Raw genomic sequence first — 11,967 nt, 5'->3', positions numbered from 1 at the left:
TCTTCCTAGCCTCTGGCGCGACCTGAGGAAAGCATCCCGCGCAGGGCGTAGAAACCGGCCGCGCGATTGTTTCAGCTCTGGCTGAAATGCCCGGCAGAGCGCGCATTTCCCGCCCCGGACGAAACAGGGGGGCGCGCCAATACCCCGCAGGACCGCAGGTCGATTGACCCCCCCGCGCCCGCACCCTAGCCTGCGCGCGAGGCACCCTGTGGCACAATAAAAAGAACACCATTCGTGAACAGATTGATTTCCCCGTTTCAAGGCGACGGCCTGATGGCGCGCGTGCTGCGCAGCCTGACGTGGTTGATGATGCAATACGGCGGCACGCAGGCGCTGCGGCTGGCCTCGAACCTGATCCTGACCCGTATCCTGTTTCCCGAGGCGTTCGGGTTGATGGCGCTGGTCTCGCTGGTCACGGTGGGGCTGTCGCTGTTTTCTGATATCGGGCTGGGACCGGCGATTTCGCAAAATCCGCGCGGCGACGATCCCGAATTTCTGGACACCGCCTGGGTGTTGCAGGTGATCCGGGGCTTTGCGCTGTGGCTGCTCGTCTGCCTGCTGGCGCTGCCGGTGGCACAGTTCTATGGCGAGCCGGACCTCGCCTATTACCTGCCGATTGCCGGGCTGGGCACCGCCATCTCGGGCTTTGTCCCGACCAAGGTGCAGACCGCCCATCGCCACCTGTTGCTGGGCCGCCTGACCGTGGTCGAGCTGGTGGCCCAAGCCATCGGCATCGGCGGCATGGTCATCGTGGCACTGATCACCCAGTCGGTGGCGGCGCTTGTCCTTGGCGGCATCTTCAACGCGATTGCCCGGCTGATCCTGTGCAACCTGTTTCTGCCCGGGCGCGGCAACCGCTTTCGCTGGAACCGGAAAATCGCGATCGAACTGATGTCATTCGGGAAATGGATTTTCCTGAGCACCTCGCTGTGGTTCCTCATCAGCCAGGGCGACCGGATCATCCTGGGCCGCTACCTGTCGCTGGAGATGCTGGGGCTGTACAACATCGGCTTTTTTCTGGCCAGTTTCCCCACCCTGCTGGGCCATTCCGTCGCCAATGGCATGTTGATCCCGATCTATCGAGACCGACCCGCCCATGCCACACCGGAGAACTTTCGCAAGCTGCGCCTGATGCGCGCCGGGCTGGCCGGGGGGATTGCCGGGTTGTCCATCCTGATGGCGCTGATCGGCCCGGCGCTGGTCGAGTTTCTGTATGACGACCGATATCTGACCTCGGCGCAGATCGTGACCCTGATGGCCTGCGCGCTGGCCCCCACCGCGCTGGGCACGACCTATGATCTGGCGGCGCTGGCCGCAGGCGACAGCCGGTCCTATTTCATCTATTCAAGCGCGCGCGCCGCAGCCCAGATCGGTCTGATCCTGACCGGCGTGATCTGGTTCGGGCTGTTCGGGGCAATTCTGGCGATGGGGCTGACCAGTCTGGTCACCTATCCGATCCTGGTCTGGCTGGCACGCCGCCACCGGGTCTGGGACCCGTTGCTCGATCTGGTGTTCTGGAGCCTGACCGGCGTGTTTTGTGCCCTCGCGCTTTGGGCGCACTGGGACGAGGTGATCGGTCTGATCGGAGTGATCTCCTGACGAGGTTTTGGGGCTTGCCTGACTGTACAGACGGGCCCCTGATTGTACGGGCACGCACCTTACAACACGCGGCGGGCGCGATCCGGCCTCAGAAAACCGTCCTGTCATGGGACCGGTGCGCCGAACGGCGGCCAAAGAGCCGGCGCAAAATCCCGCGCCGTTTCGACCGGGTATCCATCCGCGGCACCGAGACCACCGGCTTGATCCCCAGATCCCGCTCCATATGCGCGGCGGTGCGCATCACCGGGTTCATCAGATCCAGCAGAAAGGCAGCCAGAAGCGCCAGAACACCGCTGACCATGGCGCCAGCGATGACCAGCTTTGTCCGGCTGCGCGTAAAGGGATAGTCGGACATCGAGGCCGGTTCGATCACCGTCAGCTGTTCGCCTTGACCTTGCGTTTCCAGACGATAGCCCACCTCGGCCTCGGTACGACGCGCAACCGCCGCGTCCAGTTCCGCCCGCAATTGTTCCTGTTCGCGCTCATAGGCCCCAAGTTGCCGTTCGATCTGTGGCGAGGTCTCGATAGAGCTTTCCAGTTCGACCTTGCGGGACTCCAGCAGGCGCACCTGCGCGTCCAAGGTCTCCAGTTCGGCATTGAAATCCGCCAGTTTTCGCACGGCGGTGGCCTGACGCTCGGTCTGTTGCGCCTGAACGGCGGCCCGCTCGATACGGATGCGTTCCCGCGCGATGGTCAGCAATTCCTGATTGATACCGGCAATCTCATCCCGGCGGAAACTTAGCGTGCCGGGCAGCGCCAGATCGTTATCCCTGCGGAACGCAGCCATCGCATCCTCGACCCGCGAGACCTGCGCGCGCAACGTTTCCTCGCGTGCAGTGAAAAAGGCCAGCGTCTCGCGCGCCTGTTCCAGCCGCGTCTCACGGCTCAGCGCGATGGTGCGCGCGGCGAATTCATGGGCGATCTGCTGCGCCAAAAGTGCAGACGACATCTCGGCAGAGACCGTCAGGATCGAGACCGCACCGTCGCGGCCATTGCCCCCGCCTGCGGCGGCCTGATTGTCGATCCTGACGGCGCTGCGCAACATCTGGATCTTTTCGTTCGGTGTCATCGCCGGGATATCAGCATAAAGCCCGTGCAGTGCGATGATCTCAAGCACGCTGTCGCGCGCCATCACGCGCTGTTCGATCGATTGCAGACGCCGCGCCGCCGACCCTTCGACCGTGCTGCGCGCCAGATCGCCTGCGACCTTGGCCTGCACCACCTGAATCACCTCGGCCGAACGATAGAGATGGCGTTGCTCCAGCGCCGTGACCACCGAAATCGCCACGCCCAGCCCCGTCAGAAACACGATCAGACCTGCGCGCCGACGCAGCAAGTCGAAAAAATCTGCCAAAGAAAGAACCGAACCCATGCACCCTACCTCAATACCGCACGGGGCTGGTCGCGCCCACATGCCGCCCGTAACCCGGGCTTCTTGCCCGGTCTAGGCACCATATCAAACGGGCGAAACTATGGCGATTCCGGGGAGTTGCCCGGCCACAGACCAAGACCGAAGCCAAGACTGCGACCAAGACTGCGGCCTGAACTGGGGCCTGAACTGGGGCCAGTATTGGAGCCAGAGAGTCGGACGGAGTATCAGTGGGAGTTGCGGGCCTGATTCAGCACCACACCCAAAAGCTCGCCCTGATCCCCCAGCAGGTCTTCGCAGGACCGAATCTGGGCGGCGGTGGTCTTGGTGCCATCAGCGACCAGCAACAGCGCATCAACCTGCGGCAAAAACGCGGCCGCATCGTCAAACGACAGAATGGGCGGCAGATCGTACAGAACCACATCCGGATTCAGCGACAGCATCATCTCGTCCAGCGCATGCGCACACCGCGGGTCGTGCAGCGTTTCCGCAGCGTTGCGATCAGGTCCATCGGCGAGACCAAGCGCCAACCCTTCAGAACAGCGCACCAGATGATCCCCGGTTGCGACGTCGCCGCGCAGGAACCCCTCCATATCGCCGACGCCCTGCAGACCCAGCGCGTTTGCAACGCCGGGATTGCGGCGATTCATGTCCATCAGGACGGTGCGGGTTTCAGGAACCCGGGCAAGGCTGAGCGCCAGATTCACCGCCGTGAAGGTTGCGCCGCAGCCCGAAGTCGGCGCGGCAATTGCCACGCGGCTCCAGCCCCGGGCGCGCAGGGTTTGCATCAGCCGGGTGCGCAGCAGGTCAAAGGCGCGGGCGGCCGGATCCTCACGAAACAGGCTGACCAGCGCGGCAGGACCGCCATTGATATCAAGAAGCCCCGGCTTCACCCGGTGCAGCCGATCCCAAGGCGCGGGCAGGCTTGCCGGCAGGTTGCGAACCGGCGCGTTCATGCTCATCGTCACATTCCCTTGGCCGCGCGCGGCCTTGCGCCGAAAAATTTTTCGATCCTGACGGGTCATTCGTTCCGTTTCGCTCACCTCGTTCAAGGGCAGAACCATGCTTTCACTGCTGGCCACGTCCATATCAAGATAATCTCTCACGCCCTATCCTCCAACTGCTTGGTCCTGCGAACGACGCCGATCAACATCCGGTGCGGCGGAATACGACGCCAATGGTGCGAAACATCAAGACCAGATCGCGCCAGACCGACAGCGAGCGGCAATAGACAGCATCGACCTTGGCACGGTAGCTGAATTCCTTGTCATTGCGGGCCGAGACCTGCCACAGCCCGGTGATCCCCGGTCTGAGCATTTCATAACAATCGGCATCGCCGTAAAGCCGCAGTTGCTCAGGCAGCATCGGGCGCGGTCCAACAAGGCTCATCTCGCCTTTAACCACGTTCCAAAGCTGCGGCAACTCGTCCAGCGACGTTGCGCGCAGGAAGTGACCGACGCGGGTGATACGCGGATCGTTGCGCAATTTCTGGGTGCAGTTCCACTCGTCGCGGATCGCCGGATCGGTGGCCAGAAGACGCACCAGCTGGGCATCGGCATCGCGCACCATCGTGCGCAACTTGACGATAAAGAACTTGCGTCCCCCCTGCCCCAGCCGGGTCTGCCAGTAAAACGGCTGACCGCCTTCGACCCAAAGCGCCAGCGCACAAATCATGATGATCGGCAGCGTCACCGGAAGCGTGAGCAGAATCAGCACCAGATCCAGCGCGCGTTTGCCGGTCCGGGCATACCAGTCCTTGGGGGCCGACGTCACGACCTGCGCGGGCGTCTTGTCCACGGGCATTGCATGCGCCGCCGCGTAACCGGCGACAGGAAAATCAAAGTTGGCCGGCGTCGGGATGGTCAAATGCATCCTGATACGCCGTGGGGTCGGCGGGAAACGCAGCGCTGCGCCTTGTGAAAAAAATACTTTACTCATTGCCATTCACTTTCCCGACAGGCGACCGCAGTCCACAGACTGGGCAACCCGCCGCACTGGCTCTCACTCAAATTTCAGATACCCGTTCAAGCAGCTCGACCGGGCGTTGAATGCGGACTTTCGAACCGGATGTCCCCCACAGACAGACCGTTTCTTCCGCTGGCTAAATCAGGTCTAGAACTTGCCCTGTTTTCGCCATGATTGAATTTACCACTCACACATACAGTTTTAATAATTTCGGAGGAAACAATTTGTTTCCACCACGAAACCCCAGAAAACCGGGCTCGATACGAAATAGATAGGACGCATTCCATCCATTTCCAGAAGATTGTTGCGACTATGGAAACCAAACGGGCCTCAGAATCGGTTAACACCGCCCCGCTCTGCCCGGGGGGGGCTGCCGAAGGAACCCGGCCAAACTGTGGCGCAATAGGGGCAGTGGCTCCAACTCCGGGGCTGACTCCAGAGCAGATTGCGGCCCAGGCCCCTTTTGCTTGCCTGACCGATCGCGGCCATGACATGACCACATCAGACCAACGCGGCGCAGGACCGCGACACCGGGAACAACGGAAAGGAGCCCAAATGACTGTTTCGCTTCAGGTTATTTACCCGATCTCCGAGGGGACGCATTTCGACTATGACTATTACCTCGGCACCCACATGCCGCTGGTCAGCACCCATATGGGGCCGCATATCGAACAGACGCTGGTAACCCGAGGCGTCGCAGGTGGCCCCGACACCCCGCCGGCCTATTATGCTGTGGCCACGATGGTGTTTGCCGACAAGGCGGCGATGGGCGCCGCGATGCAGGGCTCTGGCCCGGTGATGAAGGATGTCGTCAATTTCACCGATGTGCGACCGCAGGTCCTCATCGGTGACGTGATCGCATAGGGTATGGCGATGAACCCCGCTTCGGACAATGCGAGTTGGTGTGCGATCGAACTTAGCCCCCATGCTGGACGTGGCTGGGCGGCGCGGGGCTGGGCGATGCAGGGCGACACGATGAAAGCCACCCACCAGATCGAGAGCCTGTCGGCGCGTCCGGGGATCGCGGTGGCGAAAGAGCTGGTGCAAGCGCTTTGCCCCGGGGTACCCGCGGTGATCTGCGGGCTGGCAGAAGGGCCAGAGCCGATCGCGGTGCCCGCGAAACCGGCGTCGATCCTCCCGGTGCCGCTGGAGCAGATGCAGGCCCATGCGCTGCCCGGTCTGCGTCAGGACACCCCGCCGGGGCTGATGCGGGCGGGGGCGGTGCGGGTCGCGGGATTTCTCGCGCTCAACCCCGGCTGGGACGGGGTGATCTGCCTGCCCGGCCCGGTCACCCACTGGGTTCAGATCAGCGCCGATGAGGTGGTGAGCTTCCTCAGCGCCCTGACCGGAGAGATCGCGACAGCGCTGGCCACCGCGTCCTCATTGCGCCCGGCGCTGGAGGGCGACGGCTGGGACAGCACGGAATTCAGCGCGGCGTTGGACAGCGTCCTGTCACGCCCCGAACGGCTGGCCACCGGGCTGGCCACGATCCAGACCGGGGCCGAGCTGGGAACGCTGCGACCGGGTCAGGCGCGGGCGCAACTGTTCGGTCTGCTCACCGGGGCCGAGCTGGCGGCGGCGCGTCCCTATTGGTTGGGCCAGCAAGTGGCCCTGATCGGGACCGAAACAGAGGCGCGCCCCTATGCCGAGGCGCTGCAACGACAGGGCGTGCCCACCACGATCGCCAACGAGGCGCGGATGACCCTGGCCGGGCTTACTGCCGCTTGGCGCCGGATCAAACACACGGGCTGATCCGGGGCCGCTCTTTAACCTCGCTACGACGTCCGGCTTTTGGCGCGCAGACCGATTGGCGCGCCAAGCTGCGCCGGTCGCGCCAGCCCGGCGTGATCGGCTTTCATCTGCGCGAACCGCCGCAGGGCCCAGTCCGGAAACGCAATGGACCGCCGGGTGCCGTGATCGACATTCATCGAAACCAGCTCTTGCGTGGCGCAAACGACACCATCCGCATCGCGCACCATCTCGGCAAAGAAATGCAGCCGCTTATGGTCATGATCAATCAGCTGGAAGCGCACCGAAAACGCCTCGCCCTCGCGTAGCTCATTCAAGAAATGCGTATGGGCCTGCAGCACGAACGCCGCCTGACCGCAGCGCTCGACATACTCCCAGCCCACGCCCAGAACTTCATCGAACAACGTATCGGCGGCCAGATCGAAGGCGATGCCGTAGTAGCCCACATTCATATGGCCGTTGAAGTCGATCCACGCCGGATCAACCTTTTGATTTTGCACAAGAGTCGGTGCGGGATAGGGGCCATCGTGGCCATTGACCGGCGGCTGTGTCATCTTTGGTCTTTCTCCTCTTGCCTGAAACCGGCGGCACCTTGCCCTGCCAGAGCCCGGGGGCCAAGCCCCGGCAGTTGCCTTTTCCGGGTGGGCGGTCGAGGATGCCGGAAATCCGCCACAACACACCGCCGCATTACGAGGACCGCCAGACCATGAAAGACACCTATCTCAAGCAAGACGCCACCGGATTGGCCGCCATGGTGGCCAAGGGCGAGGTGACGCCGGATGAGCTGCTGGAAACCGCGCTGGCGCTGACCGAGGACCGCAACCAGGCGCTGAACGCTGTGGTGATGCGGCACGACGAGGTGGCGCGCCAGGCGATCCGCGACGGGCTGCCCAAGGGGCCGTTTTCCGGCGTGCCCTTCCTGCTCAAGGATCTGGGGGCCGAGGCGCGGGCCTATCCCACCAACAACGGCTCGCGCCTGATGCTGGGGACGAAATCGGCATATGATTCCGAGATCTTTCTGCGGATGCAGGCGACCGGGGTGGTGACCTATGGGCGCACTGCTTCGCCCGAACTGGGGGTCGGCCCGGTGACCGAGGCGCAGGCCTATGGCGGCCCCACCCGCAACCCGTGGAACACCGGCCATACCTCGGGCGGCTCCTCCGGCGGCGCGGGCGCGGCGGTGGCAGCAGGCATCGTGCCGATGGCGCATGGCTCGGACGGGGGCGGATCGGTGCGAATCCCGGCCTCGTCCTGTGGGCTGGTGGGGTTCAAGCCAACCCGCGCGCGGCTGCCTGACGGGCCTGCTGCGGGCGAGGGTTGGGCCGGGATGGCGACCGACGGGGTGCTGAGCCGGTCGCTGCGCGACACCGCCGCGATGCTGGATGCCTGCACCGGGCCGGATCTTGGTGCGCCCTATTGGGCACCGCCGATGCAGGGCACCCACCTGCAGGCGATGCAGCGCGATCCGGGCAAGCTGCGGGTGCGCTATGCCACAACAACGCTGAGCGGCGTCCCGCTGCACCCCGAGTGTGTCGCGGCGGTGGAAAAGACCGCCCGCCTGCTGGCGGATCTGGGCCATGAGGTCGAAGCGTTCCGCCCGGCCCCTGACCTGGGCGTCGAGGCGATGATGCTGGCCTGGACCCAGATCGTGGCCTGCGGCACCGCCTTGAGCGTGCAAAGTGTTCTCAAGGGCGCGCCATTGGATCCCACCAAGGTCGAGGGGGTCACACGCGCCGCCATCGCCTATGCGGCGCAGATCAGCGGCGCGGACTATCTGGCCGCGATCGAAGAGGTCCATGGCTTTGGCCGCCGCATGGCGCATGTCTTTCTTGACTGCGACGTCTTGCTGACACCGACCCTTGCGACCCCACCGGCACCGGTGGGCAAGTACAAGCCGGATTTCGAGGATTTCGTCGCCTATCGCAACGGTCCGGGCAGCGTGTTTGACTATTCGCCCTTCACCGCCATCTTTAACGCCAGCGGTCAGCCGGCGGTGACCCTGCCGCTGCACTGGAGCGCCGATGACCTGCCGGTCGGGGTGCATCTGGCCACGGCCTTTGGCGAGGATGAACGCCTGATATCGCTGTCGGCCCAGATCGAGCGCGCCGCCCCTTGGGCCGCCAAACAACTGAGCCTGATCGAGGGTGGCCCCCGCACCCCCTGAACTGGCCCAAAATCGGGGCAAAGGAATGCCGATGACGCGCAACACCTTCACCACCCGCGACCTGCGCAAGATCTATGGCGAGGGGCCGGCGGCGGTGCAGGCGTTACGCGGCGTGACGCTGGAGATCCCCGAGGGCGAGATTGTCGTGCTGCTGGGCCCCTCGGGCAGCGGCAAATCGACCTTGCTGAACATCCTTGGCGGGCTGGATCGGGGCACCGATGGCGCGGTGTTCTTCCGCGACCGCGACCTTGCGGCGATGAGCGACCGGGAGTTGACCCGCTATCGGCGCGACCATGTCGGCTTTGTCTTTCAGTTCTACAACCTGATGCCCAGCCTAACCGCGCGCGAGAATGTCGAACTGGTGACCGAGATTGCCCGCGACCCGATGGACCCCGGCGAGGCGCTGGCGCGGGTCGGGCTGGCGCAGCGGGCCGATCACTTTCCCGCCCAGCTTTCGGGCGGCGAGCAGCAGCGCGTTGCCATCGCGCGGGCGCTCGCCAAGCAGCCCGATGTGCTGTTTTGCGACGAACCCACCGGCGCGCTGGACAGCACCACCGGGCGGGCGGTGCTGAACGTGCTGAAGGAGGCGAACGAAAAGATGGGCACCACGGTGCTGATCGTGACCCATGCCGCGGCTCAGGCCGGCATGGCCGACCGGGTGATCCATTTCGCCGATGGCACCGTGCGCGAGGTCATCGAGAACGCCAACAAATGCGCCCCCGAAGACATCGAGTGGTGAGGCGATGACGCTCCACCCTGCCCCGCTGACCCACAAGCTGATGCGCGACCTGTACCGCATCAAGGGACAAGCCGTGGCGATTGGCGCGGTGATCGCCGTCGGGGTGATGATGCTGGTGATGATGACCGGGTTGGTCGCCTCGCTCAGCGAGACACGGCGCACCTACTACGACCGCTTCCGGCTGGCCGATGTCTTTGCCCCGGTGGCCCGCGCGCCCGAGACGGTCGCGCAGCGGCTGCGTCACCTGCCCGGGGTGGCCGCGATCCAGACCCGGGTGAGCGGACGCGCGCTGATCGATCTGGGCGGCAATGCCCTGCCGATTCAGGCCCGTGCACTGTCGCTGCCCGAGTATCGGGCCGCCGCGCTCAACACCATCTATCTGACCGATGGGCGCATGTTCGACGCCGCGCGTGCCGAAGAGGTGGTGGTTCTGCGCAGTTTCGCCCGCGCCCATGGGCTGCGCCCGGGCGATCATATTGCGGCGACGATGAACGGGTTTCGCCGCGAGCTCAGCGTGGTGGGCTTTGCCCAGTCGCCGGAATTCCTGTATTCGACCGCGCCGGGCGAACTCGCCCCCGACGATGCCCGCTTTGCCGTGCTGTGGATGAGCCGCACCGCGCTCGCGGCCGCCTTTGACATGCAGGGCGCGTTCAACGAGGTGCTGTTCTCGCTCAGCCGCGGGGCGGAACCGGAGGCGGTGATCGCGGCGGCCGACCGGCTGCTGGACCGCTATGGCGCGCAAGGCGCCTATGGGCTGTCGCACCTGCAATCGGACCTGTTCATCAGCGAAGAGATCGACGGGCTGCGGCGCAGCGCGCGCAGCGTGCCGCCCATCTTTCTCGCGGTGGCGGCCTTTCTGCTGTACATCGTGATTTCGCGCATGGTGCAGGCCGAACGCGAGCAAATCGGCCTGATGAAGGCCTTTGGCTATAGTGATACCGAGGTCGGCGGGCATTATTTCCGCATGATCCTTGTGATCGCAGTCGGCGGGGCGCTGGCTGGCTGTCTGCTGGGGGTCGCGGCGGGCCGATGGATGGCCGATCTCTATCTGCTTTACTACAAATTCCCCTTTCTGGTGTTTCGGCTTGACCCGGCCTCGTTCCTGACCGGCTTTGCCGTCAGCATTCTGGCGGCCTCGGCGGGCGGTCTGCTGGTGTTGCGGCAGGTCTTTGCCCTGACACCGGCGGTGGCCATGCGCGCCGCGGCACCGCCTGATTATAGCCACAGCGGTCAGTTCTCCTCGGCGCTGGAGCATGTTCTGGATCAGCCCACGCGAATGGTTCTGCGCCGTCTCACCCGCCAGCCGCTGCGCATGGGCGGGGCGGTGCTGGGTGTGGCGGCGGGGCTGTCGGTGTCGATCGCCATGATGTCGATCCTCAACAGTTTTTCCGCCATGCAGGCGCTGACCTTTGACGTGATCGACCACAGCGATTTGAACGTGAGCTTCATCCAGCCGCTAGAGGCGCGCAGCATCCATGATCTGCAAAGCCTGCCCGGCGTAATCGAGGTCGAGCCGGTGCGCATCGTGCCCGCGATCCTGCGCAACGGACGCGCTTTGTATCACGGCGCGATCCACGGGCTGATCGAACAGCCGCGCCTGTATCGCGCCGTGGACGCGGACACGCAGCCGATCACGATGCGGCAAGGGGGCGTGATCCTGTCCTCCGGGTTGGCGCGCACGCTGGACATCAAAGCCGGCGATCAGCTGAGCGTGGATGTGCGCGAGGGGCGCCGGCCCCGGTTGAGCTTGCCGGTGATCGCTGTGGCCGAAAGCCTGCTGGGATCGCCGGCCTATATGGAAATCGGTGCGCTGAACCGGGTGCTGAAGGAACCGCTGCGGATCTCTGGCGCCTATCTGCGGGTGGACGCGACACAGGCGGCAAAGATCTATGCCGCGCTCAAGGCGATGCCGATGGTTGCCGGTGTCAGCGTGAAATCAGAAAGCCGGGCGGCGCTGAAAAAGGTCATGGATCAGGGGGCGGGCGCGATGCGCTATGTCATGGCGCTGATCGCGGCGGTGATCACCTTTGGCGTGATCTACAACGCCGCCCGCGTGGCGCAGGCCGAACGCGCCCGCGATCTTGCCGGTCTGCGGGTTCTGGGCTTTTCCCGGGGCGAGGTCGCCTTTGTCCTGCTGGGCGAGTTGGCCGCGGTCACGCTGCTGGCGCTGCCGCTGGGCGGGGTGATCGGCTATGGGCTGACCTTTGCCATCGCGGCGGGCTTCAGCACCGACGTTTATCAGATCCGGCCCGTGCTGGACGCCGAGAGCTTTGGGCTCGCGATGGCGGTGGTGCTGGTCGCCGCGCTGGTCTCGGGGTGGCTTGTCAAACGCGACATTGACCGGGCAGACTTGGTCACCGCGCTGAAAACGAGGGAATGACA

General features: G+C 64.6%; 10 protein-coding genes. 6 read left to right on the top strand and 4 right to left on the bottom strand.

The features are described 5' to 3' along the window. The first annotated feature begins 234 nt into the window (after window positions 1-234). Entirely contained in the window at window positions 235-1,599 is a 1,365-nt protein-coding gene (locus tag E1B25_RS16640; RefSeq protein WP_132830648.1) for an oligosaccharide flippase family protein, read from the top strand. Window positions 1,600-1,687: 88 nt separating this feature from the next. Here E1B25_RS16640 and E1B25_RS16635 read toward each other — a convergent pair whose 3' ends face one another. The 3 genes from E1B25_RS16635 to E1B25_RS16625 all read right to left on the bottom strand — a co-directional run bounded on the left by E1B25_RS16635 (window position 1,688) and on the right by E1B25_RS16625 (window position 4,840). Continuing rightward, window positions 1,688-2,971, bottom strand: a complete 1,284-nt coding sequence (locus E1B25_RS16635; protein ID WP_132830647.1) for a GumC domain-containing protein — start codon at window positions 2,969-2,971, stop codon at window positions 1,688-1,690. A 224-nt stretch (window positions 2,972-3,195) separates the two neighbouring features. Further along, entirely contained in the window at window positions 3,196-4,074 is an 879-nt protein-coding gene (locus E1B25_RS16630) for a CpsD/CapB family tyrosine-protein kinase (protein WP_132830646.1), read from the bottom strand. A gap of 40 nt (window positions 4,075-4,114) precedes the next feature. Then, window positions 4,115-4,840 (bottom strand): sugar transferase, encoded by a 726-nt coding sequence (locus tag E1B25_RS16625; protein ID WP_132830645.1) that lies wholly within the window; start codon window positions 4,838-4,840, stop codon window positions 4,115-4,117. A 648-nt stretch (window positions 4,841-5,488) separates the two neighbouring features. Here E1B25_RS16625 and E1B25_RS16620 point away from each other — a divergent pair. After that, window positions 5,489-5,797: an EthD family reductase gene (locus tag E1B25_RS16620; protein ID WP_132830644.1), complete on the top strand. Its 309-nt coding sequence runs from the start codon at window positions 5,489-5,491 to the stop codon at window positions 5,795-5,797. Between the two features lie 3 nt (window positions 5,798-5,800). Continuing rightward, complete coding sequence (locus E1B25_RS16615; RefSeq protein ID WP_132830643.1) at window positions 5,801-6,685, top strand: 2-dehydro-3-deoxygalactonokinase; 885 nt, start codon at window positions 5,801-5,803, stop codon at window positions 6,683-6,685. Window positions 6,686-6,708: 23 nt separating this feature from the next. On the opposite strand, the gene E1B25_RS16610 is transcribed toward E1B25_RS16615, so the two are convergent. Further along, the gene (locus tag E1B25_RS16610; protein WP_132830642.1) at window positions 6,709-7,236 is read right to left on the bottom strand and encodes a thioesterase family protein; all 528 of its coding nucleotides are present in this window, start codon (window positions 7,234-7,236) and stop codon (window positions 6,709-6,711) included. A 101-nt stretch (window positions 7,237-7,337) separates the two neighbouring features. Between E1B25_RS16610 and E1B25_RS16605 the strand changes: the two genes are divergently transcribed. Genes E1B25_RS16605 through E1B25_RS16595 form a run of 3 tightly spaced genes read left to right on the top strand, consistent with a single transcriptional unit; the run spans window position 7,338 to window position 11,965 of the window. Next, window positions 7,338-8,846 carry an amidase gene (locus E1B25_RS16605; RefSeq protein WP_245510744.1) on the top strand — a complete coding sequence of 503 codons (1,509 nt, stop codon included), beginning with the start codon at window positions 7,338-7,340 and terminating at the stop codon, window positions 8,844-8,846. 31 nt (window positions 8,847-8,877) lie between these two features. After that, window positions 8,878-9,585: an ABC transporter ATP-binding protein gene (locus E1B25_RS16600; RefSeq protein WP_132830641.1), complete on the top strand. Its 708-nt coding sequence runs from the start codon at window positions 8,878-8,880 to the stop codon at window positions 9,583-9,585. 4 nt (window positions 9,586-9,589) lie between these two features. Next, entirely contained in the window at window positions 9,590-11,965 is a 2,376-nt protein-coding gene (locus tag E1B25_RS16595) for an ABC transporter permease (protein ID WP_132830640.1), read from the top strand. Window positions 11,966-11,967 lie beyond the last annotated feature (2 nt).

It is taken from the genome of Antarcticimicrobium sediminis, from assembly GCF_004348975.1.
GTDB lineage: Bacteria > Pseudomonadota > Alphaproteobacteria > Rhodobacterales > Rhodobacteraceae > Antarcticimicrobium > Antarcticimicrobium sediminis.
The sequence above is the reverse complement of the archived record's forward strand: the minus strand, read 5'-3'. Positions and strand labels throughout refer to the sequence as shown.